Source organism: Ideonella azotifigens (assembly GCF_021043325.1).
Classification (GTDB): Bacteria; Pseudomonadota; Gammaproteobacteria; order Burkholderiales; family Burkholderiaceae_C; genus Ideonella; species Ideonella azotifigens.
Window position 1 is genome coordinate 473,584 of the sequence record NZ_JAJNKD010000002.1, and the last position, 25,262, is coordinate 498,845.

General features: G+C 64.9%; 20 protein-coding genes. 9 read left to right on the forward strand and 11 right to left on the reverse strand.

The features are described from left to right. Nucleotides 1-91: 91 nt before the first annotated feature. Entirely contained in the window at nt 92-469 is a 378-nt protein-coding gene (locus LRH25_RS06785) for a hypothetical protein (RefSeq protein WP_141287856.1), read from the reverse strand. A gap of 169 nt (nt 470-638) precedes the next feature. Between LRH25_RS06785 and tldD the strand changes: the two genes are divergently transcribed. Together tldD and LRH25_RS06795 are read left to right on the forward strand one after the other, a co-directional pair. After that, nucleotides 639-2,102: a metalloprotease TldD gene (tldD, locus tag LRH25_RS06790; protein WP_141287857.1), complete on the forward strand. Its 1,464-nt coding sequence runs from the start codon at nt 639-641 to the stop codon at nt 2,100-2,102. Between the two features lie 71 nt (nt 2,103-2,173). After that, nucleotides 2,174-3,487, forward strand: coding sequence for a glycosyltransferase family 2 protein (locus LRH25_RS06795; protein WP_141287858.1), 1,314 nt, complete (start codon nt 2,174-2,176; stop codon nt 3,485-3,487). On the opposite strand, the gene LRH25_RS06800 is transcribed toward LRH25_RS06795, so the two are convergent. Beyond that, complete coding sequence (locus tag LRH25_RS06800) at nt 3,459-4,820, reverse strand: hypothetical protein (RefSeq protein WP_141287859.1); 1,362 nt, start codon at nt 4,818-4,820, stop codon at nt 3,459-3,461. The two genes, LRH25_RS06795 and LRH25_RS06800, sit on opposite strands and share 29 nt — an antisense overlap. A 162-nt stretch (nt 4,821-4,982) precedes the next feature. After that, the gene (locus LRH25_RS06805) at nt 4,983-6,224 is read right to left on the reverse strand and encodes a sulfatase (protein WP_170200873.1); all 1,242 of its coding nucleotides are present in this window, start codon (nt 6,222-6,224) and stop codon (nt 4,983-4,985) included. 441 nt (nt 6,225-6,665) lie between these two features. Here LRH25_RS06805 and LRH25_RS06810 point away from each other — a divergent pair, with 441 nt between their 5' ends. Beyond that, nucleotides 6,666-7,814 carry a 3-deoxy-7-phosphoheptulonate synthase gene (locus LRH25_RS06810; protein ID WP_141287861.1) on the forward strand — a complete coding sequence of 383 codons (1,149 nt, stop codon included), beginning with the start codon at nt 6,666-6,668 and terminating at the stop codon, nt 7,812-7,814. 27 nt (nt 7,815-7,841) lie between these two features. On the opposite strand, the gene LRH25_RS06815 is transcribed toward LRH25_RS06810, so the two are convergent. Further along, nucleotides 7,842-9,227: a hypothetical protein gene (locus tag LRH25_RS06815; RefSeq protein ID WP_231010531.1), complete on the reverse strand. Its 1,386-nt coding sequence runs from the start codon at nt 9,225-9,227 to the stop codon at nt 7,842-7,844. A gap of 160 nt (nt 9,228-9,387) precedes the next feature. Further along, nucleotides 9,388-9,996, reverse strand: coding sequence for a cob(I)yrinic acid a,c-diamide adenosyltransferase (locus tag LRH25_RS06820; RefSeq protein ID WP_231010532.1), 609 nt, complete (start codon nt 9,994-9,996; stop codon nt 9,388-9,390). Between the two features lie 54 nt (nt 9,997-10,050). Between LRH25_RS06820 and LRH25_RS06825 the strand changes: the two genes are divergently transcribed. Together LRH25_RS06825 and LRH25_RS06830 are read left to right on the forward strand one after the other, a co-directional pair. Beyond that, a complete protein-coding gene (locus tag LRH25_RS06825; protein WP_141286464.1) occupies nt 10,051-10,833 on the forward strand; it encodes an SDR family oxidoreductase in 783 nt (260 codons plus the stop codon). 32 nt (nt 10,834-10,865) lie between these two features. Beyond that, nucleotides 10,866-12,278, forward strand: a complete 1,413-nt coding sequence (locus LRH25_RS06830) for an FAD-binding oxidoreductase (protein ID WP_141286462.1) — start codon at nt 10,866-10,868, stop codon at nt 12,276-12,278. A 68-nt stretch (nt 12,279-12,346) separates the two neighbouring features. Here LRH25_RS06830 and LRH25_RS06835 read toward each other — a convergent pair whose 3' ends face one another. Then, nucleotides 12,347-13,318 (reverse strand): hypothetical protein, encoded by a 972-nt coding sequence (locus LRH25_RS06835; RefSeq protein ID WP_141286460.1) that lies wholly within the window; start codon nt 13,316-13,318, stop codon nt 12,347-12,349. A 231-nt stretch (nt 13,319-13,549) separates the two neighbouring features. Between LRH25_RS06835 and istA the strand changes: the two genes are divergently transcribed. Continuing rightward, complete coding sequence (istA, locus tag LRH25_RS06840) at nt 13,550-15,085, forward strand: IS21 family transposase (RefSeq protein WP_141286458.1); 1,536 nt, start codon at nt 13,550-13,552, stop codon at nt 15,083-15,085. After that, the gene (gene istB / locus LRH25_RS06845; protein WP_141286456.1) at nt 15,078-15,896 is read left to right on the forward strand and encodes an IS21-like element helper ATPase IstB; all 819 of its coding nucleotides are present in this window, start codon (nt 15,078-15,080) and stop codon (nt 15,894-15,896) included. Before istA ends, istB begins: the two co-directional genes overlap by 8 nt. 218 nt (nt 15,897-16,114) lie before the next feature. Here istB and LRH25_RS06850 read toward each other — a convergent pair whose 3' ends face one another. The 5 genes from LRH25_RS06850 to LRH25_RS06870 form a co-directional block, all read right to left on the reverse strand. Next, nucleotides 16,115-17,746, reverse strand: coding sequence for a SpoVR family protein (locus tag LRH25_RS06850; RefSeq protein WP_141286454.1), 1,632 nt, complete (start codon nt 17,744-17,746; stop codon nt 16,115-16,117). After that, nucleotides 17,743-19,026 (reverse strand): YeaH/YhbH family protein, encoded by a 1,284-nt coding sequence (locus LRH25_RS06855; protein WP_141286452.1) that lies wholly within the window; start codon nt 19,024-19,026, stop codon nt 17,743-17,745. Before LRH25_RS06855 ends, LRH25_RS06850 begins: the two co-directional genes overlap by 4 nt. Before the next feature lie 251 nt (nt 19,027-19,277). Continuing rightward, on the reverse strand, nt 19,278-21,200 hold the full coding sequence (locus LRH25_RS06860) for a PrkA family serine protein kinase (protein ID WP_141286450.1): 1,923 nt from the start codon (nt 21,198-21,200) through the stop codon (nt 19,278-19,280). Nucleotides 21,201-21,773: 573 nt separating this feature from the next. After that, nucleotides 21,774-22,679: a ParB/RepB/Spo0J family partition protein gene (locus tag LRH25_RS06865; RefSeq protein ID WP_141286448.1), complete on the reverse strand. Its 906-nt coding sequence runs from the start codon at nt 22,677-22,679 to the stop codon at nt 21,774-21,776. Between the two features lie 38 nt (nt 22,680-22,717). Next, complete coding sequence (locus tag LRH25_RS06870) at nt 22,718-23,314, reverse strand: RBBP9/YdeN family alpha/beta hydrolase (protein ID WP_141286446.1); 597 nt, start codon at nt 23,312-23,314, stop codon at nt 22,718-22,720. Nucleotides 23,315-23,399: 85 nt separating this feature from the next. Between LRH25_RS06870 and argC the strand changes: the two genes are divergently transcribed. Both argC and LRH25_RS06880 read left to right on the forward strand, forming a co-directional pair. Next, nucleotides 23,400-24,344, forward strand: coding sequence for an N-acetyl-gamma-glutamyl-phosphate reductase (argC, locus tag LRH25_RS06875; protein ID WP_141286444.1), 945 nt, complete (start codon nt 23,400-23,402; stop codon nt 24,342-24,344). A gap of 162 nt (nt 24,345-24,506) precedes the next feature. Then, a complete protein-coding gene (locus tag LRH25_RS06880; RefSeq protein WP_231010533.1) occupies nt 24,507-25,244 on the forward strand; it encodes a hypothetical protein in 738 nt (245 codons plus the stop codon). Nucleotides 25,245-25,262 lie beyond the last annotated feature (18 nt).

A 25,262-nucleotide genomic window follows, 5' to 3' on the forward strand; every position in this document is an offset into this window, starting at 1 on the left:
ATCAACCAGGGGCTCCAGGCCTGACCTGCGGGCCGCGCGCTGGGGCTCAGTCAGCACGCGCCGGCAGGTGACCTGCACACACCTTGGACGATCACTGTTGCGGGGTGGTCGTCGGCGCAGTGGTCTGGCCGTCATGCGCCTGACGGGCAATGTGGCGGTTGGTGCGGCGCTCGGCCGAACGCACGCGGCTGCGCTCCTTGGCGGTCACCGTGCCATCGGCAGCAGCCTTGTCTTGCAGGTTGCTGATGTGCGTTTCCTGCTTGTCCAGGCGGTTGGTTTCGGCAGCATTCAGGCCACCGCTGGCGGCGGCTTTGTCGATGCGCTGTTGCTGGCGGTCCTGCTTTTGCGCAATGTGCGGCGTGCTGGCGCCGCGCTCGACCGGGGTCGCGGTTTGCGCGGAGGCCGCCACGCTGGCCAGGGACAGGATGCTGGCCAGCGCCAGTGCAGAGGTGGTTTGCAGCTTGAACATGGGATCGCTCCTTCGATTTGGGTGAGACAAACAGGCCGGCGCCGGTGGGTGGGGTTGCTTGTGTCGCCGGATGTGAAGCACAACGCATCCCATGCTGCGTGAGATGACATCGAATGGTCAATGCATGTAACGCCCCACAGGCTGCAGGCGCACTCCTACAATCAAAAACATGATCTCGCGCGAACCCACCCTCGAACGGCTTGCCGTGGCCCAAAGCCTGCTGCTGGACCCTTACCAGCTGACGGAAGCCAGCCTGTCCCGCGCCCTGGCCACCATCGGTGAACACCGGGTGGACGACGCGGATCTCTATTTCCAGTACACCCGCCACGAAGGCTGGAGCCTGGAAGAAGGCATCGTCAAGAGCGGCAGCTTCTCGATCGACCAGGGCGTGGGCGTGCGCGCCATCGCCGGCGAGAAAACCGCATTCGCCTATTCGGACGACATTTCCGAAGCCGCGCTGCTGGATGCCGCGCGCACCGTGCGCAGCATCGCTGCAGCCGGCCAGAGCCGCCGCGTCAAGCTGGACCGCAAGCCGCAAATCGCAAAGAGCCGTTTGCTCTACGCGCCGCTGGACCCGATCGCAACGCTGGACAGCACGCAGAAAGTGGCGCTGCTGGAGCGCGTCGAGAGGATGGCCCGCGCCCGCGACCCGCGCGTGGTACAGGTCATGGCCGGCCTGGCCGCTGAATACGACGTGGTGATGGTGGCACGCGCCGATGGCACCCGCGCCGCCGACGTGCGCCCGCTGGTGCGCCTGTCGGTCACCGTCATTGCCGAGCAGAACGGCCGCCGCGAAGTCGGCTCCGGCGGCGGCGGCGGCCGCTTCGGCCTGGGCTACTTTCAGGAATCCCAGCTCAACGAATACGTGGACCAGGCCGTCAACGCGGCACTGACCAACCTGGACTCCCGCCCCGCACCGGCAGGCATGATGACCGTCGTGCTGGGGTCCGGCTGGCCCGGCGTGATGCTGCACGAAGCCGTCGGCCACGGACTGGAAGGTGACTTCAACCGCAAGGGCGCGTCCACCTTCTCCGGCCGCATTGGCGAACGTGTCGCCTCCAAGGGCGTCACCGTGCTGGACGACGGCACGCTGACTGACCGCCGCGGCTCGCTGAACGTCGACGACGAAGGCAACCCGACCCAGCGCAACGTGCTGATCGAAGACGGCATCCTGCGCGGCTACATCCAGGACAGCATGAACGCCCGCCTGTCCGGTGTGAAGCCCACCGGCAACGGCCGCCGCGAAAGCTACGCCCACGTGCCGATGCCGCGCATGACCAACACCTACATGCTGGCCGGCGACAAGCCCAAGGAAGAGATCATCGCCAGCATCAAGCGCGGCCTCTACGCCACCAACTTCGGCGGCGGCCAAGTCGACATCACCAGCGGCAAGTTCGTCTTCTCCGCCTCCGAAGCCTTCTGGGTCGAAAACGGCAAGATCCTCTACCCCGTCAAGGGTGCCACCCTGATCGGCAACGGCCCCGACGCCATGACCCGAATCAGCATGATCGGCAACGACCTCGAACTCGACACCGGCGTCGGCACCTGCGGCAAGGAAGGCCAGAGCGTGCCGGTGGGGGTTGGGCAGCCGACGTTGAGGATTGATGGGTTGACGGTGGGTGGCACTGCTTGAGCGAGCCATCCTCCTCATCTTCCCTGCCGGGTCAGCAGGATTGCTGTTGCCCGGTTTGACTGCTGCGATCGATGTTTTCCTTCCTGAACGGTTCGCGTCAAAAGCGCGACAAGAACGAAACGACCAGCGAGCGTAAAGCCGCAGAGGTCGTGCCTCAGCCTGCTGCAACCAAGGCTGAAGCGCACTCGGCCGAAGTCGAACAGCCCTTCCTCGGCCTCGGCGGCATTTTCGACAAGGTCCGGGACCTGAAAAAGGCCGGGCAAGCACAGGCCGCTGGTGAGTTGCTGATGGCAACCTTCCGCGAGCGCGAGCATCCGGTGGTGGCCTATCGCATGATCGCAACCTTGTTGGACTTGCGCCGCTACGACACGATCCTCGAATTCCCGTCAGCGAAGCCCTTCAATTCACGTGACTTCTCGCTGGCTGAGTACTTGGTCAGCGCGGGCCCGGATCGCGCCGCCTCGCCCCTGATGTCAGACTCGCCGGCATGGCAAGGACTGGGCTACGTAACCATGGTGAAGGACGAGCAGGACATCCTGCTGTTCAACTTGGTCTGGCACTACGCGATGGGGGTGCGTCGGTTCTTTGTCATCGACAATCTGTCCACCGATCGCACGCCGGCACTGCTGCAACTGTTCCAGCAAGCCTTCGCCGATGTCACCGTGCTCACGCTCAAAGACACCGTGATGGCCCACTTCCAGGGCCGCAAGGTGTCCGGCGCCTGCTGGTACCTCAAATCCCTGTGGCCCGAGCTGGAGTGGCTGATCCTTGTAGACGCGGACGAGTTCGTCTGCAGCGACCGACCGCTGCGCGAAATGCTGGAGGCTGTGCCTGCCGAGATCGATGCCGTGGCGCTGCCCAAGAGCATCTATGCGTTGACGCCCGGCGATGCGGTAGAAGATGTGGACCACTTCTTCTACCGACTGACCCACCGACAGCCGCTGTCGCACGTCTCCGCCAAGGTGATCGTGCGGGCGCGCGTTGGCATGGAGATCGCGCAGGGCAATCACAAGTTGCTGGAAGCCGGCCACTACGCCCGTGCTAGCTATACCTCTTTGCCAGGCTTGACGATGCGCGAGTTCCCGATGCGCACGCGAGCCCAGTTCGAACGCAAGGTGATCAGTGGTGCGCAGGCCGTGAAGGCGGCACGCGAGCAAGGACTGGTCGCCGTGGGTGGCGACCATTGGATGAACCTTTACCGGCTGCTTGAGCAGGGTGGGTCGCAGGCGCTGCAGGCCAGGCTCGACACCCAGATCGCCAACAATGCAGAACGGGCCTGCATTGCAGACCCGCTTGCCATGGGCACGGTGATGGATCGCCATTTGCCTGACTGGCGTCAGGCAGTGCCATTGACCGTCACTGCGGTCCCACGAACAGGCTCTTGAAGCCGCCGCCGATCTCCGCCCGAAAGTTGCTGTCCGGGTTGTAGACCTCCTGCGCGACGTCGGTCGAAAGCAAGGCCCAGGCACTGGCATCGTTCCACGCGCTGCCCCACAGCGAGGCGATCTCGGCATCGGAGACGGCGCTGGGGGCCTTGTTCACGGCGCGGCCGGTGGTGATGCGCAAGACATTCATCAGCTGATCAAAGCTGATCGTCACGTCGAAAGTCTTGGCGGCAAACGTTGCATGTTGGGACGCTGCACCTTGCGAGGTCCACAGTGCGAGCCCACGCTCTGAATCACTGGTGGTCACACCGTTGCCGTAGATCGGCCCGCTGACGATGGGAATGCCGCCCTGGACGGGATCGCCCCATACCTTGGCGTTCACGAACCACGATTCGCCTGACCAGTTGCTCACGCCGGTGCGCATGATCGCTGTGTCCATCAGGTACTGGATCTGGCAAGGATTGGTGGCCTCGTCCTGCCGGCACTTGTGGTTGTAGAACGTGGCCATCATCTGCTGCTTGACCTGGGCCATCGCCCGGCCACCCTCGACGCTGGCGGTGGTCAGCCCCTGTTCGCTGCGCAGACGTGCCTTGGTGCCGTTGAGCCAAGGCTGCAGCGGATCAGCCAGCCAGGCTGCATGGCGGAAGTTCACAAACGTGCCCGTGATGTAGGCGTTGTCGCCCTTGCCGTTCTGGCCGCTGCTGGAATACGGGCCGAAGAAGCTGGCCTGACCGTCGCTCTGAATACCTGAGCTGGTCAACAAGGCCATTGCGCCGTTGGCATCAGACGCATTCAGGAAGGCGCTGGAGGCGCCTCGCTTGGCACGCGAGGCGGCATCACAAGCCGAGGTGTTGGCAGAAGGAACCCAACGCAACTCGGCGCCCGCGGCATCGGCCGGCACACCGGTCAGGCCTGAAACATCGGCGAGCCGAGTGTCGCTGAACGAATCCAGCGGGCCTTGCGAACCAGCCGTGCAGCCCTGCGCCTGGCCGAAGAAGAAAATCTTCATGCCAGGCGACAGCGCCGTGTTGCCGTCGTTGGGATCCCAGAAGGCGGCCAATGCCGTGCCACCGGCCACCTTGTTCAGTGAGCTCGCGCTCGCATTTGCTGCTCCGGGCGCGAAATAGAAGCTGTCTGCACCGATCGTCAATTCTGGCGCGACTGCCTGGCTGCCGCCCTGCGGCTGCTCGGCCGGCACGCTCGTCCCGGAGTCGCCACCACCGCCACCGCATCCCACGACCAACCCGCTGACCAGGAGGGCGAGACCCAGTCCCGTGCTGTGCGCAGGCTTGCGCGAGTGTTCCTTGTTCCCGATTCCGACCGTGCTGACCATGATTGACTCCGTTGCAGGAGCGCGACCCATGAGGGGGCGCGCTTGCAAAGGTCATCGGTGGCCAGGGCACTTGTCTTGAAGTGGAGGTGCAGGCGGTTTGGTGGCTTTCTGTCGCTAAAGTTGGTCGGGCAAGTGTCGAAACTTGGCTGGATTGCGGAAGAACTACACGGGGCGAGGCGGCATCAGCGCGTCGAGCTGGGCCATCAAAGGCTCGTGAGACGCATCTCCCGCCAGATTCTTGTACTCGTGAGGATCAACGGATTCATCGTAAAGCTCCCTCTCGCCAGCGCTGTAGCGGATGTACCGCCACTGGTCCGTGCGTATGGCATGGTCGTACTGCTCATGCGTGGTGAGCACAGGCACATCCCAACTGCGCGATGGCTGCTCAATCAAGGGACGCAGGCTGACGCCATCCATCGGATAAGCCGGCGCGGCACGGCAGTAGTCCAGCAGGGTGGGCACCATGTCCCGCAGGCTGACGCACGCACGCTGGCGGACCGAAGTGGCCTGACCTGGGCGCCTCATCAGGAAAGGCACATGCGTGGACCGCTCCCACAGAGCCTCCTTGTGCCAGTGGAATTTCTCCCCCAGATGGAAACCGTGGTCGCTCCAGAGCACGACCATGGTGTTGTTCGCATGCGGGCTGGCGTCCAGCGCCGCGATCAATCGGCCAATTTGTTCATCCACCCATGAAATGCTGGCCAGATAAGCTTGCACAGCATCGGCCCACAGGTTCTGCTTGGTAATGCACTGATGGAAGTTCCATTGCAGCGCGATCGCTCGTCCCGCTGGCCCTAGGTCGTCCAGGTCATCTGCGGGCGCCTCCGGGAGCGCCAGTCCTTCTTTGGGGTACATGTCGAAAAAGCGCTGGGGCACGTACCAGCCAACATGCGTGCGCACGAACCCAACCCCCAGAAAGAAGGGCCTGCTGCGACTGGCCGACGCCAGATAGTCGATGCCCTGCTGGGCGAAGCGGTAATCGGGATGGTCTGAGTCCGGGCCGCTGGTCGGGCCCCAATCAAAAGCACCTACACCTGTGCCACTTGGACACACCTTGTTGGCGTACGGAGTGGTCGTAGGAAACGGCTGCGAACCCAGGGTGAAGTTGTGATCAACCTTGCCATAGAGCTGCGTGGCGTAGCCCGCATTGTTCAGCATGCCCCACAACATCGGCTTGCCCGGATTCACCGTACTGAAGGTTTGGTCGAGATCCCAAACCCCTGTTGACTGCACCGACAGGCCGGTCAGTGCACTGGCACGTGATCCAGTGCAGGTCGGCGCGTTGCAATAGGCCCGCTCGAACACAGTGGAACGTGCAGCCAGCGCATCCATGTTGGGCGTCTTGACTTGGGGATGGCCTTTGAGAAATCCGACCCAGTCATTCAGATCGTCAATGGCGATCATCAACACATTGGGCGGTGGGCCACTTTCCCCGCCGGAATCGCCGTCACTGGGAGTTTGATCCGGACCGCCGTCCCCTCCCTCAGATGAACTTCCACCACAACCCATTAAAGCAGCGCCCACACCCGCGAGCTGCAACCATGTCCTGCGTCGCATGCATCCCCCCTCATTTCCCCGTCAATGGACCGCTTGAAAGTTGCGGCCTTGTAAAGCACCAAAGCATACCCTTTTCCTTTCCAATCCCGCCCGTGCTACATTCATCGCGTCATGAGCGCCCCGCGATTCTTTTTTGCCTACTTTTGGTTCTCGCCCCGTCTGGCGGCTGGAGAGGCAATCGCGCGCGACTGAAGCATCAAGCGAACATCCCCAGAAAACCGCCGGCCCCACCGGCGGTTTTTTTTCGCCGGTGCCCAAGGGCCACCACTGTCCCCAGGAGAAGCCCAGATGAATGCCAAGGCGACCGCGCCCCAGCCCCTTTCCGCCCCGTCGAGCAGTGAAGCCCGCAGCGGGCTGGTGCTGAGCGAGCGCACCAGTGAAACCGATGACCAGCGCATCCAGGAGGTGACGCCCTTGCCGCCACCCGAGCACCTGATCCGCTTCTTCCCCATTGCCGGCACGCCGACCGAGCGGCTGATCCAGTCGACCCGGCAGGCGGTGCGGCGCATCATGAAGGGTCAGGACGACCGGCTGCTGGTGGTGATCGGGCCCTGCTCGATCCATGACCCGGCTGCCGCGCTGGAATACGCGCGCAAGCTGCAGCCGCTGCGCCAGCAGTACGCGGACACGCTGGAGATCGTGATGCGGGTCTACTTCGAGAAGCCGCGTACCACTGTTGGCTGGAAGGGGCTGATCAACGACCCCTACCTGGACGAGAGCTACCGCATCGACGAAGGGCTGCGCATGGCGCGCCAGTTGCTGGTCGAGATCAACCGGCTGGGCATGCCGGCAGGCAGCGAGTTCCTTGACACGATCAGCCCGCAGTACATCGGCGACCTGATCTCGTGGGGCGCCATCGGCGCGCGCACGACCGAAAGCCAGGTGCACCGCGAGCTGGCCTCGGGCCTGTCCGCACCGATCGGCTTCAAGAACGGCACCGACGGCAACATCAAGATCGCAACCGATGCGATCCAGGCCGCCGCCCGGCCTCACCATTTTCTGTCGGTGCACAAGAACGGCCAGGTCGCGATTGTCGAGACCAAGGGCAACCAGGATTGCCACGTCATCCTGCGCGGCGGCAAGGCGCCGAACTATGACGCGCAAAGCGTGATGTCGGCCTGCAGCGAGCTGGAAGCGGCCAAGCTGACGCCTTCGCTGATGGTGGACTGCAGCCACGCGAATTCGAGCAAGCAGTACCAGCGCCAGCTGGACGTGGCACGCGACATCGGCGCGCAGCTGAGCGCCGGCAGCCGGCAGATCTTCGGTGTGATGGTCGAGAGCCACCTGGTGGCCGGCGCGCAGAAGTTCACGCCGGGCAAGGACGACGCGGGCCAGCTCTGCTACGGCCAAAGCATCACGGACGCCTGTCTTGGCTGGGACGACTCGGCCGAGGTGCTGCGTGTGCTCAGCGAAGCGGTGAAGGCACGCCGGGGCTGAGGCGGCGCATTAAAAAGAGGAATCTCTTCATCGAAGCGCCTGCGAGCCGGCATACAGGTCCAGCACGCCGCCGGCGATCTCGACCCGGCCGGCATCGTCCGGGTTGTAGACCTCCTGGCCGACTTCGGCCGACTGCAGCACCCAGGCGTCGCGTGCGTCCCAGCGGTTGCCCCATCGCTGGCTCATCTGTTCGCTGCTGAGCTGGCTGGGCGCCACGCCCAGCTGCTGCGCAGCGACCATGCGGGCGGCGTTGAGCAGCTGGTCCAGGCTGACGGTCGCGTCAAAGGTGCGAGGCGCGAAGGTGCCATGCTGGGTGGCCGAGCCCTGCGAGGTGAACAGGGCCAGGCCACTGTGTGGCTCGCGCGTGGTTTCGCCGGGCGCACCCAGCCCACCGCGCACCACCGCCGCGCCACCGCGCGCCGGTTCCAGCGTGACGTGGCCGTTCAGCTCGAAGGCATCCTGGGCGGTGCTGCCGTTGACTTCCGAGCGTGCGAGCACGGTGTCGAGTTCGTACTGCAGCTGGCAGGCGGCGGGCCGCTTGTCCTTGACGCAATCGGCATTGACGAAGGTCGCGCGCAGCAACTGGCGGACCTGCACCGTGGCTTGCGTGCCACGGCGCAGCGTCAGCGAGGCGACCTGCTGGCGGGTGCGCAGGCGTGCGGCGGCGCCGGTGGCAGACCAGGGCAGCGTGCCGCCGGCCTGGCGCTGCGGTGGCCGGAAAGTCATCGCGCTGCCGGCGGTACCGGCGTTGGCACCCGAGCCGTCCTCGCCATTGGCGTCCAAGGGACGCAGCGCAGCGCGCTTGCCATCGGCCTGGAAGCCGGTGGTCGTGACCATGCCGATGCCGCCGATGCCCTCTTGGGTGTCGACGTAGATGGCGGTCGCGCCGGACTCGCTGGCCTTCTCGGCGCCACAGTCGTGGTTCGCAGGCTCGGAGCTCCAGCGGGTGGCGGCGGGCGTGCGCTGCGACGGCAGGCCGGTCAGCCTGGAGAGGGTTTGCAGCTTGGCGTCGCTCGGCGCGGCGACACCTGCGGCCCCGCCTTCGGTGCCGCCACAGGCCATCGGCCGGCCCCACAGCAGCACGCCCACCTCGCTGGCGGACGGATCAGCGGCAGCGCGCCGTTGCGCCTTGCCAGCGCTGGCGACGACATGCGCGCTGGCTCTTTCCAGCTGGCGCAGTGTCGCCACATCCGACGGGCGGAAATACACCGCATCCGGGCTGACCTGGACCGCCGGGCCAACGCTGACGCCGCTGTCCGGCAATGCGGTGCGCCAATCCAGCGCACTGCCACGCGCCACCTCGCTACCGCCACCACCACAGGCGCTGAGCATCGCCACTGCGGCGGCTGTCCACATGCCTGCAGCGCCCGTTCGCCAGCCGCCCTGCCCTTGCCGGGCCTTGTCCTTTGCCATCGCCATCCCTTTTGTTCACAAGGAACGGCAAAGCCAGATGCCCGCTCCAGTCCGGGACTTCGGACAAGAGGGGGACCGGATTAACGCCTGCGGTCCACACAGGTCGGTCAAACGTGAAAGTCAGCACACGCTCTCAGTTGTGTGCGAAGGATTTGGCAGATCAGCCGGTGGGCGCGTCGTCTTCCGGCAACGCATCGGCCTGCTGGCGCGCCAGGCGCTCGCTGCGCCAATAGACGTCGTCACCGCCAAGGCCGTCGAGGTTGGCACGGTTCAGCACACGGGCCAGCACGAACATCAGGTCAGACAGGCGGTTCAGGTACTGGCGCGGCGCGTCGTTGACGGCCTCGTGGGCGGTCAGCGCCACCACCGCGCGCTCGGCGCGGCGCGCGATGGTGCGTGCCACATGGGCCAGCGCCGCGCTGCGGGTGCCCGCGGGCAGGATGAACTCGGCCAGCCTCGGCAGGGCCGCGTTGTAGTGCGCCAGGGCGGCGTCCAGCCCGGCCAGCGCCTCGGCTTTCAGCAAGGTGTAGCCGGGAATGGACAGCTCGCCGCCGAGGTTGAACAGCTCGTGCTGGACGACGACCAGCAGCTCGCGCACGTCGTCCGGCAGCGGTTCGGCCAGCAGCACGCCGATCTGCGAGTTGAGCTCGTCCACGTCGCCCATGGCGGCAATGCGCAGGTGGTGCTTGGGCACGCGCTGGCCGTCGCCCAGCCCGGTGGTGCCGTCGTCGCCAGTGCGGGTGGCGATTTGTGAGAGTCGATTGGCCATGCGGCGATGTTAAGCGGCGCCGCCTTCACAAGCGTTTTGGGCTAGATTGCCAGCATGCCCAGTTCGCTTGCGCCCTCGCCCGCTTCCATCCCACCTCCTGTTTTGCTGGTCACCGGCGGTGGCCGTGGCATCGGTGCTGCGGTGGCCCTCGCCGCTGCTGCAGCCGGCCATGCCGTGGCGGTGAACTATCACCGTGACGAGGACTCGGCGCAAAAGGTGGTCGAGCGCATCGCGGCAGCGGGCGGCAAGGCCATCGCGCTGCAGGCGGACGTGTCGCAGGAAGAGCAGGTGCTGCGCATGTTCGCGGCGGTGGATGAAACCCTGGGCCGGCTGAACGGCCTCGTCAACAACGCCGGCATGCTGGCGCCGCAGATGCGTGTGGAACACATGACGGCGGCGCGGCTGCAGCAGGTGCTGGCGACCAATGTGATCGGCAGTTTCCTTTGCGCGCGCGAAGCGGTGCGCCGCATGGCGCGCAGCCACGGCGGCGCGGGCGGCGCCATCGTCAACCTGTCCTCGATGGCGGCCAAACTGGGCGCGCCCGGTGAATACGTGGACTACGCGGCATCAAAGGGCGCGGTCGAAGCGTTGACCATCGGCCTGGCCAAGGAAATCGCGGCCGAGGGCATTCGCGTCAATGGCGTGCGCCCGGGGTTGATCCACACCGACATCCACGCCAGCGGCGGTGAGCCCGGCCGCGTGCAGCGGCTGGAAGCCAGCGTGCCGATGGGCCGAGGCGGACAGCCCGAAGAGGTCGCGGCCGCGGTGCTGTGGCTGCTGTCTGACGCAGCCTCGTATTGCACCGGCACCTTCATTGATGTGTCTGGCGGTCGCTGAAGACCGCGACCGGACCGCACAGGAATCACGACATGAACGCCCCTCAACTGATGCCAAACCAGGTTGCTCGACCGGTGCCGGCCGAGCTGCTGTCGCAATTGCGCGCACATTTCGGCGAGCGCTGCAGCACCGCATTGGCGGTCCGCGAACAGCACGGCCGCGACGAGTCGCCGTTCGACGTGCTGCCGCCCGAGGCCGTGCTGTTCTGCGAAAGCACTTCGGACGTGGCGCTGGCCGTGCGCCTGGCGGCCGCGCACCGTGTACCGGTGATCGCCTACGGCGCCGGATCGTCTCTGGAGGGCCACCTGCTGGCCGTGCAAGGCGGCATCAGCCTGGACCTGTCGCGCATGAACCAGGTGCTGCGCGTGCACGCCGAAGACTTGACGGCCACCGTGCAGCCCGGCGTGCTGCGCAGCCAGCTGAACCACGAGATCAAGGACCAGGGGCTGTTCTTCCCCATCGACCCGGGCGCGGACGCTTCCATCGGCGGCATGAGTGCGACGCGCGCGTCCGGTACCAACGCTGTGCGCTATGGCACGATGCGCGAGAACGTGCTGGCGCTCGAGGTGGTGACCGCCAGCGGCGAGGTCATCCGCACCGGCACTCGCGCGCGCAAGAGCAGCGCCGGCTACGACCTGACGCGGCTGATGGTCGGCAGCGAAGGCACGCTGGGCATCATCACCGAGGTCACGCTGAAGCTGCATCCGCTGCCCGAATGCGTGGCCGCGGCCATCTGCTTCTTTGAGGACGTGGGCGCGGCCGTCAACACCACCATCCAGCTGATCCAGCTCGGCGTGCCAATCGCCCGTTGCGAACTGCTCGACACGCACGCAGTGCGGGCGGTCAACCACAACGACCATCTCGGCCTGAAGGAAGCGCCGATGCTGCTGATGGAGTTCCACGGCAGCGACGCGAGTGTCAAGGAACAGGCCGCCACGGTGCAGGAACTGGCGCGCGACTGGGGTGGTCAGGACTTCCAGTGGGCGACCACGCCGGAAGAGCGCACCCGGCTCTGGACTGCGCGTCATCACGCCTACCTGTCAGCGCTGCAGATGAAACCCGGTTGCCGCGCTGTCACAACAGACACCTGCGTCCCGATCTCGCGCCTGGCGGAGATGGTGACCAGTGCACTCGCCGAAGCTGAAGCCGCCGGCCTGCCGCATTTCGTCGTCGGCCACGTCGGCGACGGCAACTTCCACATCGCCTACCTGATCGACCCGGCGCTGCCGGCCGAGCGCGAGCTGGCCGAAGACCTGAATCGCCGCGTCGTCGAACGTGCCATCGCCGCGCAAGGCACCTGCACCGGCGAACACGGCATTGGCCTTCACAAACAGGGCTTCCTGATCGACGAAACCGGCGAAGGCGCGGTGGCGATGATGCGCGCGGTCAAGCAGGCGCTGGACCCGCACAACATCCTGAATCCGGGGAAGATTTTTCAGATGTGAATTCAGGCACCTGAATTGAGAAGAGCCGGCATGCGCCGGCCCCAATGGTCACATCAACGTGCAGACAATCAAGGCACCAGCGTGATCGTAGTCGACGGGAACATGGTGCTGAAGTCGGTGTCGCCACCGTCCTCGATGCTGGTCATCATACGGCTGTTACCAGCGAAGTCGGTTACGCTGAGCGTCGTCAGCTTGTAGTCGCCCGTCGGTTGATAGTAGTAATAAGGCGTGGTCGCCATGCGAATTTCGGCCTTGCCGAGGCCGCGTGCGGATTCGGCGTTGGTGAAGCTAAGGCAATCGTAGGCGCTAGGAGAGCAGAAGGTGGCACTGGCCATGCGGACACCGGACACCTTGTCTTCGGCCGTGTCTTGCACAGTGACACTGAATCCAGCCATGGCTTGGTTGGAGTAGGAACCCTTCTGCAGGGCCGACAAGCTCACAGTAGGCGTGAGCACTTTGCCGGAGACCACCGTAGGAGCCTGCGTGTCACCAGAGGCACCAACGACGTTGAAGCTGGTCGATCCACCAAACTGAGCCAGCGCTGCAGCATCGTAGACCCTCCCGTTTCCCGCCGCGTCAGAGACCTGAAGGGAGGTGATCGACCAAGTGCCGGTGCTCAGGTTGGACGCATCGATGGCAAGCTTGCCCTTGATGGTCTTGTCGGGATATCCCACCGCAAAAGTGGCGAAGTTCGAGCTGTAGTTGGTCGCGTTCTGCACCCACAGTGTGACTTGGCTGACGCCGGCAAAATCATCGCTGGCCGTGAAATTGACCAACAATTGGGCCGCTCCCTTGCTGGAATCCAGATCGGTCTTGCCGGTCGAGAAAGCCGTCAGCGTGGGGGCGACGTTGTCCACCTTGATATAGCTGGCCTGCACAGCGCGCGAAGGTGACTGAAGATGCAGGCGTTCAACGCGCTTGTCCAGGAATGCCCGCGCCTGCGGGGTCAGGTCGAAGTTGCCGGAGAAGTCTGAAGCCTGGGCCACAGAAGCAAGGGCGGTGCAAGCCGCCGCCAATACCTGGCGAGAATCGAATTTCATGACGGTGGAAATGGAGTGTTATCTGCGGCGGGCGTCTTTGCCCTCCGCAAATCGCCCCGCGCGCGCACGTTAATCCAACCCGTCATGCAGGTCATCCCCACATTCGGGGGTGTTCGTATGTTGGCGCCGACCGAAATTTGACCCACTTACAGCGATAGTGCCGATCCAAATTTGACCCGGGTGTTCGACCTACCCTGCCTCTTTCTTGAGCAGGGGGAAGGAGTGATCACCATGGCCATGATTGGCAAGGTCAAGCGGATGTACTTCCGCGAGAAGAAGTCTGTTCGGGAGATCGTGCGGCTGACGAGTTGGTCGCGCAACACGGTCCGCAAGTGGTTGAAGGCGGCGGCGCTGGAGGCGCCGAGCTACCGACGCAGCGAGATGCCGGGCAAGCTCACGCCGTTCCACGAGACGATCAAGCAAGCACTCAAGGTGGACGCGCACCGCCCGCGCCACGAGCGGCGCACGGCGCGGGCCCTGCACGCCCAGATCAAGCTGGAGGGCTACAGCGGGGGCTACAGCCGCGTCACCGACTTCATCCGGGCGTGGCGCCAGGGTGAGGGGCAGTCCGTGTCCACCAAGGCCTTCGTGCCCCTGGTCTTCGAACTGGGCGAGGCCTTCCAGTTCGACTGGAGCGAAGAGGGGCTGGTGGTGGGCGGCATCTACTACCGGATGCAGGTCTCGCACCTCAAGCTGTGCGCCAGCCGAGCCTTCTGGCTGGTGGCATACCCCAGCCAAGGTCACGAGATGCTGTTCGACGCGCACACCCGTTCGTTCGCGGCGCTGGGCGGCGTCGCCCGGCGCGGCATCTACGACAACATGAAGACGGCGGTCGACAAGGTCAAGAAGGGCAAGGGCCGCGTCGTCAACAAGCGCTTCGCCGTGATGTGCGCGCACTACCTGTTCGACGCCGACTTCTGCAACGTCGCCTCGGGCTGGGAGAAGGGCGTCGTCGAGAAGAACGTGCAGGACAGCCGCCGGCGCATCTGGATCGACGCGGCCAAGCTCAAGTTCGGCAGCTTCGTCGAACTCAACGCCTGGCTGGGTGACCGGTGCAAGGCCCTGTGGGACGAGGTCCGCCACCCCGAGCACGACCAGTTCAGCGTGGCCGAGATGCTCGAGCACGAGCGGCCGCACCTGATGCCCATGCCCGAGCCGTTCGACGGCTATGTCGAGAGCCCGGCACGCGTGACCAGCACCTGCCTGGTGAGGGTGGCGCGCAACCGCTACTCGGTGCCCTGCGAGTTGGCCGGCCAGACGGTCAGCACGCGCCTGTACCCAGGCAAGATCGTCGTCGTGGCAGGCGACGACATCGTGGCCAGCCATGAACGCCTGAGCGACCGTGGCCAGACCCAGTACCACTGGCAGCACTACATCCCGCTGATCCAGAGGAAGCCCGGCGCGCTGCGCAACGGGGCGCCCTTCGCCGACATGCCCGAGCCGCTGCAGCAACTGCGTCGGGCACTCCTGCGTGACCCGGGCGGCGACCGCGTGATGGCACAGGTGCTGGCCATCGTGCCGACGGCCGGGCTCGATGCTGTGCTGGTGGCGGTCGAACTGGCGCTGGAAGGCACCCGACGAGGGCGGCGGGTCAGCGTCGAGCACGTCCTCAACGTGCTGGGCCGGCTGAACGGTGCGCCGATGCCGGAGAACGCCGCCACGGGGCTGCAGGTGGCCACCAAGCCGCTGGCCGACACTGAGCGCTATGACCGCCTGCGCGGCAACAGCCTGAACAGCGGTATCGCCGAGGAGGCCGACCATGCGTGAGCTTGCCGTCGAACTCAAGCAACTGCGCATGCACGGCATGGCCGGCGCGTGGGCCGATCTGGTGGAGCAAGGCGGTGGCGGTGCGGGCGGGGCAGCACTGGAGAGCTCACGCTGGCTGCTCGAACACCTGCTGCAGGCCGAGACCACAGACCGCGCCATGCGCTCGGTGAGCCATCAGATGCACACGGCCAAGTTCCCTGTGCACCGTGACCTCGCGGGCTTCGACTTCGACGTCTCGCCAGTGGACCGCAAGTTGATCCACACGCTGGCCGAGCTGACGTTCACCGACGCGGCGCACAACGCCGTGCTGGTGGGCGGGCCCGGCACCGGCAAGACGCACCTGGCGACAGCCATCGGCGTGGCCGGCATCACGCGGCATGGCCGGCGGGTGCGCTTCTACTCGACGGTCGATCTGGTCAACGCGCTGGAGCAGGAGAAGGCCAGTGGCAAGGCCGGGCGCATTGCGGCGAGCCTGCTGCGCATGGACCTGGTCATCCTCGATGAGCTGGGCTACCTGCCCTTCAGCCAGGCGGGCGGAGCGCTGCTGTTCCACCTGCTGTCCAAGCTGTACGAGCACACCAGCGTGATGATCACGACCAACCTGGACTTCGCCGAGTGGTCCAGCGTGTTCGGCGACGCCAAGATGACCACGGCCTTGCTGGACCGGCTCACGCATCACTGCCACATCATCGAGACGGGCAACGAGAGCCATCGCTTCCTACACAGCAGCGCCGTGGCCAAGAAGCGCATCAAGGCGCGTGAGCAGTCTCGCCGGCTCGACAAGCAGCCACCACCGGAGGCGGACAGTTGAGCGAGGACCACGAGGGATGCCGCTACGGGCTCCGCCCTGCGCGGCATCCCTCGCGAACTGACTAACGTTAGGAGAGCAACGAAACAGCCGCAGACCTACACTTATCCACAGCTGACCGCCACGCGGTTGGCATCCATCCCCGGGTCAATATTGAATCGGCAGGGTGGGTGGATCGGCGCCGACAGTGTTCGTACGCTCCTTGAAGATGAATCCCTGGCTCAGGGCGCAGGCACGTTCCAGCGTCGGGTCACGTCACCCTGGCCATTCACGCTTTCCAGGTGCACGCCAAAGCCCCACAGGCGGGCAACGTGCTTGAGGACTTCGTTGGCCCCGTCGTCGAGCGGGCGGTCGTTGTGCTGGGTGTGGCGCAGCGTGAGCGAACGGTCGCCGCGCAGGTTGACGTTCCAGACCTGGATGTTGGGTTCGCGGGTGCCCAGGTCGTACTGGCGTGACAGCGCTTCGCGCACACGGCGGTAGCCTGTGTCGTCATGAATGGCGCTGACCTCCAGCTCGCTCTGCTTCTCGTCGTCGCTGATGGCGAACAGGCGGAAGTCGCGGATCAGCTTGGGGCTGAGGTACTGGCCAATGAAGCTCTCGTCCTTGTAGTTGCGCATGGCCTGGTCCAGCACCGGCAGCCAGGGCTTGCCGGCAATGTCCGGGAACCACTGCTGGTCTTCCTCGGTGGGCTTGTCGCAGATGCGCTTGATGTCGGTGTACATCGCAAAGCCCAGCGCATACGGGTTCAGGCCGGAGTAGCCGCGGTCGCCCACGCGCGGCTGGTAGACCACGTTGGTGTGAGACTTCAGCCACTCGATCATCACGCCGTCGGTCAGGAAGCCGTCGTCGTACATGGTGTTGAGCAGCTTGTGGTGCCAGAAAGTGGCCCAGCCTTCGTTCATGACCTGGGTCTGTCGCTGCGGGTAGAAATACTGCGCGACCTTGCGCACAATGCGCACGACCTCACGCTGCCAGGGCTCCAGCAGCGGCGCATTCTTCTCGATGAAATACAGCAGGTTCTCTTCCGGGTCGACCGGGAAGCGCTTGGCCTGCTTTTCCTCTTCGGCCACTTCGGCCTTGCGCGGCAGCGTGCGCCAGATGTCGTTGACCTGCTGCTGCGCGTGGTGCTCGCGGTCCTTGCGCATGGCCAGCTCTTCGGCGAGCGACTTCTTGCTGGGCCGGCGGTAGCGGTCCACGCCGTGGTTCTGCAGCGCATGGCAGGAGTCGAGGAACAGCTCGACCGTCTCCACGCCGTGGCGCTCTTCGCACTCGGCAACGTAGTTCTTCGCATAGACCAGGTAGTCGATGATGGACGCGGCGTCGGTCCACATGCGGAACAGGTAGTTGCCCTTAAAGAAGCTGTTGTGGCCATACGCAGCGTGGGCGATCACCAGCGCCTGCATCGCCATCGTGTTTTCCTCCATCAGGTAGCTGATGCAGGGGTTGGAGTTGATGACGATCTCGTAGGCCAGGCCCATGTGGCCACGGCGGTAGTTCTTCTCGGTGGAGATGAACTCCTTGCCGTAGCTCCAATGCCGATAGTTCACCGGCATGCCCACACTGGCGTAGGCATCCATCATCTGCTCGGCGGTGATGATCTCGAGCTGGTTCGGATAGGTGTCCAGGCCGAAGCGCCTGGCGGTCGACCGGATCACGTCGTGGTACTGCTCGATCAGCTCGAACGACCAGTCACTGGGATCTGACAAGGGCCGCTCGGGCCGCTGGGGTGAAGGCAAGGGGGACTCCAAGGACATGCGAGGCTTGCGACGGTCACCGTCGGTAGGGATCTTGGCCGGTTTGTCGGCGAAACGGCGGTCCTGGGAGAACTCGCGTTGCGTGGTGGCAGTGTTCATGCAGTCGCCCCTTCCTTCTTGAAGAGATCACGGAAGACTGGGTAGATCTGCGAGGCTTCTACAGCCTTGCGCATCGCAAAGTTCTTGTGGGACGCCGTGAGGCGGTTGTACTCCTCCCACAGGTTTTGTTCTTCTTCCGCGACCTGCACGTACGCGTAGTAGCGGCAGGCCGGCAGCAGCTTTTCGGTCAGCAACTCTCGGCAGCGGCCGGAGTCGTGGTGCCAGTTGTCACCGTCACTGGCCTGGGCACCATAGATGTTCCATTCGGTCGGGTTGTAGCGTTGCGCAATGATCTGGCTCATCAGCTCCAGTGCGCTGGACACCACCGTGCCGCCGGTCTCGCGCGCGTGGAAAAAGTCGTCTTCACTGACCTCTTGTGCCTGCGTGTGGTGGCGGATGAAGACCAGGTCGATCTTCTCGTAGTGCTTGGTCAGGAACAGGTACAGCAGGATGAAGAAGCGCTTGGACAGCTCCTTGCGCTGCTCGTCCATCGAGCCGGAAACGTCCATCAGGCAGAACATCACCGCCTTGCTGGTGGGCACCGGTGTGCGCACGCGGCTGCGGAACTTCAGGTCGATCGGGTCCAGGAAAGGGATCATGCCCAGCCGGGCCTTGAGCGCGGCAATGCGTTCCTCGGTTTCGCGCAGCTCCTTCTGGATGACCTCGTCATCGCTCGGGTTGCGCTTCAGGAAGGCGACCCGCTCTTCAAGCCGATGCAGTTCGCGGCGCGACTCGCCGCCCAGGGCAATGCGGCGGCCCAAGGCGCCACGCATCGAGCGCACCACGTGCAGGTTGTTCGGCGTGCCATCGCTGGAATAGCCTGCGCGGTGCGACTTCCATTCAGGCACCTCTGCGAGCTGGGTTCGGATCAGGTGCGGAAGCGCCAGGTCTTCGAAAAAGACCTGCATGAACTCCTCGCGTGACAGCGAGAACACGAAATCATCGTCGCCCTCACCAGAGTCGCTGGCTTGACCCTTGCCACTGCCCTTGCCGCCACCGCCCTTGGGGCGCTCGATGCGGTCGCCAGTGACGTACTCCTGGTTGCCAGGGTGCACCATTTCGCGCTGGCCACCCTGGCCATGGTGGAACATCGGCTCGGTCAGGTCCTTCTTCGGGATGCGCACCTCTTCACCGCGCTCCAGGTCGCGAATGCCGCGCCCGTCGACCGCGCGACGCACCGCGTCGCGGATCTGGTCCTTGTGGCGCCGCAAGAATCGCTCGCGGTTGCCAATCGACTTGTTCTTGCCCGCCAGCCGCCGGTCAATGATCTGCTGGAGCATGAGGGCCTTTCCTGGATTGCCTGATTCGCTCAGGTCAGTTCAAAAACGCAGTGACAACAAACCATGCCCGTGGCCGGAGGAGACGCGGGCCGAGCGCCGGGCCGCTCTCAAGAAGCCGACGGGCCGCCCCTAGGCTTCTTGCCCCCCTCGGGGGGCCTGCCGCAACGCGGCAGATCTGGGGGCTTCATTCCACCGGGCCCGCGGCCCCCTCGGGGGGCGGGCAGGCGTACCCGCCTGCCCGGGGGCCCCATCTAGCTCGACTTGCGTACGCGCAGGTACCACTCGCAGAGCAAGCGCACCTGCTTGGGCGTGTAGCCCTTGCGCACCATGCGCTCAACGAAGTCCTCGTGCTTCTTGGCCTCGTCGGCGCTGGCCTTGGCGTTGAAGCTGATGACAGGCAGCAGTTCCTCGGTGTTCGAGAACATCTTCTTCTCGATTACCGAACGCAGCTTCTCATAGCTGGTCCACAGCGGGTTCTTGCCGGCGTTGTTGGCGCGGGCGCGCAGCACGAAGTTGACGATCTCGTTGCGGAAATCCTTCGGGTTGGCAATGCCGGCCGGCTTCTCGATCTTCTCCAGTTCGCCGTTCAACGAGGCGCGGTCGAAGACCTCGCCGGTGTCGGTGTCGCGGAACTCCTGGTCCTGGATCCAGTAGTCAGCGTAGGTGACGTAGCGGTCGAAGATGTTCTGGCCGTACTCGCTGTAGCTCTCCAGGTAGGCCGTCTGGATTTCCTTGCCGATGAACTCGGCATAGCGCGGCGACAGCTGCTCCTTAATGAAGGCGGTGTACTTCTGCTCGAGATCGGCCGGGAACTGCTCGCGCTCGATCTGCTGCTCCAGCACATACATCAGATGCACCGGGTTGGCCGCGACCTCCTGCGAGTCGAAGTTGAAGACCTTGGAGATGATCTTGTAGGCAAAGCGGGTCGAGATGCCGCTCATGCCTTCGTCCACGCCTGCGTAGTCGCGGTACTCCTGGTAGCTCTTGGCGCGCGGGTCGGTGTCCTTCAGGTTCTCGCCGTCATAGATCTGCATCTTCGAGAACAGCGACGAGTTCTCCGGCTCCTTCAGCCGCGTGAGGATGGCGAACTGGCTCATCATCTTCAAGGTGCCGGGCGCGCAGGTGGCGCCAGCCAGCGAAGAGCCCTTGAGCAGCTTCTCGTAGATCTTCACTTCCTCGGACACGCGCAGGCAGTAAGGCACCTTGACGATGTAGATCCGGTCCAGGAAAGCTTCGTTGTTCTTGTTGTTGCGGAAGGCCTTCCACTCGCTTTCATTCGAGTGGGCCAGCACCACGCCGTCGAACGGAATGGCGCCAAAGCCTTCGGTGCCCTTGAAGTTGCCTTCCTGCGTGGCGGTCAGCAGCGGGTGCAGCACCTTGATGGGCGCCTTGAACATTTCGACGAATTCCAGCAGGCCCTGGTTGGCCAGGCACAGGCCGCCGGAGTAGCTGTAGGCGTCCGGATCGTCCTGCGCGTAGCTTTCGAGCTTGCGGATGTCGACCTTGCCCACCAGCGAAGAGATGTCCTGGTTGTTCTCGTCCCCTGGCTCGGTCTTCGCAATGCCGACCTGCTTGAGGATGCTGGGGTGGCGCTTGATGACCTTGAACTGCCGGATGTCGCCGCCGTATTCCTCCAACCGCTTGACGGCCCACGGACTCATCACGCGGTTCAGGTAGCGGCGGGGAATGCCGTATTCGCTCTCGAGAATCGGGCCGTCCTCGATCAGGTCGAACAAGCCCAACGGCGACTCGTTGACCGGTGAGCCCTTGATTGCATAAAAAGGCACCTCTTGCATCAGTGCCTTCAGGCGCTCGGCGATGGAGCTCTTGCCGCCGCCGACGGGGCCGAGCAAATAGAGGATCTGCTTCTTTTCTTCCAGGCCTTGAGCGGCATGTCGGAAATACGACACGACCTGCTCGATCGCGTCTTCCATGCCGTAGAACTCGGCGAAGGCAGGATAGATCTTGATGACCTTGTTCGCGAACAGCCGCGACAGGCGCTGGTCGTTTCGCGTGTCGACCATCTGCGGCTCACCAATCGCCTTGAGCATGCGCTCGGCGGCGGTGGCGTAGGCCAGAGGATTGCGTTTGCACTCGTTGAGATAGTCCTCGAGGGATATCTCCTCTTCACGGGTACGTTCGAACCGGGCTGCGAAGCTGCTGATCACGTCCATGGGACCTCCTGTGCAGGGAAGGCGCTGCCGGTTGCAAGACCGATCAGCGGCTGGAAAGTTTTGATGAAGTCCCGGCTTGACTGAGCCCGGGCGCCATCAGAGCGTTCCGATCAGAGACGTGTGATTCGTGTGCTTTGCGAGGCTTTAGATTGCGACTGAAGTGAGTGTGTCAAACGCGTGAAAAGACGGTGCTTTCAAGGGCTTTCCACCATCACTGCCTGATCGCCACAACTTGCATAAGGTGTGCCAGACAAGCAGCTTGGCGCGGTCTGAACCTGCTGGACGCGGCGCCTTTGTGTCATCGTTGTGAAACCATCTTCGCGCCGTTTGCGGCAAGGTGCAAGAGGGTGAGGACAGGGAGCGCCTTGGCAACACAGGTCGAAGGCCATGACGTGACAAACGCCACAACCCGTGCAGCGGACGACAGGGCTGCCACCAATACGGCGACCCATACGGCGCTTCGTATGCCGACAGGGGCCCCGCGCACGGCGCGGGGCCGAGTTGGTGCACCGGGCCCGCCCCAGGGCAGGGGGTCCCCTGCCAAACGCCCGGAAATGCCCCGGGCGCCGCGGCTCAGCGCTCGGTCACACCCAGCTTGTCGAGCAGGCCGGCCAGTTCGTCCAGCGAGCCGAAACGGATCACGACCTCGCCCTGCTCGCCGCGGCGCGTCTTGCGCTGCACGCGGATCTCGACATCGGCCGTCAGCTTGTCGGCCAGCTGTTCTTCCAGGCGCACGATGTCGCGCGACTTTTCGCCGGCCACCCGCAGCAGCGGCGTCTGCCGGCCCGGGTTCAGCGCCTTGGTGGCCAGCTTCTCGGCCTCGCGAACCGAGAGTTTCTTGGCAACAATCTCGTTGGCCGTGAGGATTTGCTGGGCTGCCGGCAGCGGCAGCAGGGCCCGTGCATGGCCCATGTCCACGTCACCCGCCATCAGCATCTTCTGCACCGGCTCGCTGAGCTGCAAAAGGCGCAGCAGGTTGCTGGCGGCGCTGCGCGAGCGGCCCACGCTTTGCGCCGCCTGCTCGTGCGTCAGGCCGAATTCATCGACCAGTCGTTTCAGCCCTTGTGCTTCTTCCAGCGGGTTCAGGTCCTCACGCTGGATGTTCTCGATCAGCGCCATCACCGCGGCGGCTTCGTCCGGCACCGGCTTGACCAGCACCGGCACCTCGGTCAGCCCGGCAAACTGCGCGGCCCGGAAGCGGCGCTCGCCGGCAATGATCTCGTAATGGCCCGGCGTGTCCAGCGGACGCACCAGGATGGGCTGCATGATGCCCTGGCTCTTGATGCTCTCGGCCAACTCGTAGAGCGAGCCTTCGTCCATGCGCGTGCGCGGCTGGTACTTGCCAGCCTGGAGCTGGGCGATCTTCAACACCGAGGGGTGACCGTCACGCGCCGCGGCCGCGGCAGGGGCGTCGCTGACCTTGGGGCCCAGCAAGGCCTCCAGCCCCATCCCGAGGCCCTTGGGTTTTTTTGTTGCCATGCGGCGATTGTCAGCGATGGCCGGGATTCAGCCCGGGTTCATGACACTTTGTCTTCGCCGCCGTGATCTTCCCCGGCGTCATCCGGGTCCGCCATCAGATGCTGCAGCACCGCCCTGCCCTCCGGCCAGTCACCCAGGCCGGAGTCGCCGTTCAGGTGACCGAGCGGCCCCAGCGCCAGGCAGGCCACGCCCCAGTCGGCAGCCATCTGCATGGCTCGCGGCAGGCTGCAGAACGGGTCGTCGCTGCTGACCAGGGCCACGGCCGGGAACGGCAGCGGCTTGCGCGCGATGGGTTGCCAGTTGTGTAGCTGGGGTGGCATGTCCTCGCGCTCGGTGTCCGGCGGCGCGACCAGCAAAGCGGCACCGACCCGCGCGGTGTGCTTGGAGTGCGCAGCCCATGCGGCCACCAGCTGGCAGCCCAGGCTGTGCGCGACCAGCACCGCCGGCCGTGCGTCGGCCAGCAGCACCTCGTCCAGCCGCGCCATCCAGTCGCCCCGGCGCGGCCAGTCCCAGTCAGCCTGCAGCACCCGCTCGTCGCCGTAGAGGACTTCCCAGCGGCTCTGCCAATGGGCGGGGCCGGAGTTCTGCCAGCCCGGCAGCAGCAGCACCCTGGGCTCGGTCAAAAGCTTGGTCATGCAAATCGCCGGGTCAATGCCGTATGCTGTGAAGTTGACCTTGATTCTGGCGCAAGCCATTCCAAGACGACCGAATGAGGATCGCATGAGCTACAAAGTCTTTGTCGACGGCCAGGAAGGCACCACCGGTCTGCGCATCCATGAATACCTGGCGCGCCGGCCGGACATCGAAGTCCTGCGCATTGACGCCGAAAAGCGCAAGGACAACGCCGAGCGCGCCCGGCTGCTGAATGCCGCCGACGTGGCCTTCCTCTGCCTGCCGGACGCGGCCTCGCGCGAAGCCGTCTCGCTGGTCGACAACCCCAATACCTGCCTGATCGACGCCAGCACCGCGCACCGCACGGTGCCTGGCTGGACCTTCGGCATGCCCGAACTGGCGCCGGGCCAGCGCGACGCGATCCGCGCCAGCAAGCGCATTGCCAATCCCGGCTGCCACGCCAGCGCCTTCATCCTGGCGCTGCGGCCACTGGTGGACGCTGGCCTCGTGCCGGCGGATGCCGCCGTCTCGGCGACCTCGCTGACCGGCTACTCTGGCGGCGGCAAGAAGATGATCGAGCAATACCAGGAAGGCGGTGACGTCCGTCTGGACGCGCCGCGCCCTTATGCGCTGGGCCTGGCCCACAAGCACCTGCCCGAAATGGCCGCGCACACGGGGCTGCAGCAGCCACCGGTGTTCCTGCCGGTGGTCGCCAACTTCTACAAGGGCCTGGCCGTCAGCGTGCCGCTGCACCTCTCGCAACTCAAGCCCGGCACCGACGCCTCCGCACTGCGGCATGCGCTGGCCGAACGTTATGCCGGCGAAGCCTTCATCCGCGTGATGCCGCTGGGCGGCGATCCGGCCACGGTCGAAGAAGGCTTCTTCGACGTACAGGCCTGCAACGACACCAATCGGGTCGACATCTTCGTGTTCGCCAATGCCCACCAGGCTCTGCTGCTGACCCGCTTGGATAACCTGGGCAAGGGCGCCAGCGGCGCCGCGGTGCAGGCCATGAACGTGCACCTGGGCGTCGAGGAGTCGCTGGGGCTGTGACCCCCTAAGCTGCAGTTCATCACCCCACGGGGGGACAGACGCAGACAACCGACTGGGGCATGCTCAGCATGGGCAGTTGTCCTACGCTGTATTTGCTTGCAATTGCCCATACTCGGTTCCATCCGTCACCGTGGGGGGCACATGCCCCGGGAGGCATGTTTGTTGTTGGTCACTTCTCGTTTCCGGCCCGCTCAGCGCGGTGCCGATTCATTGCTGCCGCCATCGGCGCAGCGTTCCAGCCTTCGCGCCGCCTCCAGTGGCGTGCCGTGGCACTTGCTGGCATGCGCGGCAGCGCTGGCCGCCGGCTTGCCGGCCGCGGCGTCCGCTGCTGAGCCGCGTGCCGGCGACGGCACCTGGTCCATCGGCCTGTACGGCGGCAAGCTGATCAAGGACAACCTGCTGGACATCGTCCCGCATGCCTTCGAAGGCAAGATCACCGGCCAGAACACCGTCATCGAGGGCGTGCTGGTGCGGCGCAGCCTGCAGGACTTCGGCTGGATGAAAAGCTGGAGCGACTGGGGCGGCATCCCGGTGTTCAACGGCCTTGAATTCGGCGCCTTCCACCATCACGGCGGGCTGGACACCGACGAGCTGATCGCCGCCTGGCGCGTCGGTGCCACCGGCGCCAGCTTCGGCGGGCTGAACATCGACCTGGCCGGCAGCTTTGGCGTTTCACACGCTTTTGGCGGCGAGCCCTACGACAACCCGGACCACCACAAGAGCAGTGACAACTACGCGACGCTGTTCTACATGGCGCCCGAAGTGGTGCTGCACCACGACGCCCTGCCCGGCTGGCAACTGGGCTTTCGCATCCACCATCGCTCCGGCATCTATGGTCTGGTCGCGCCGTCCAAGGTGGGCTCGAACCATGTCGGCATGTACCTGATGCGGGACTTCTGAGCCAGGCCTGCCCGGCGG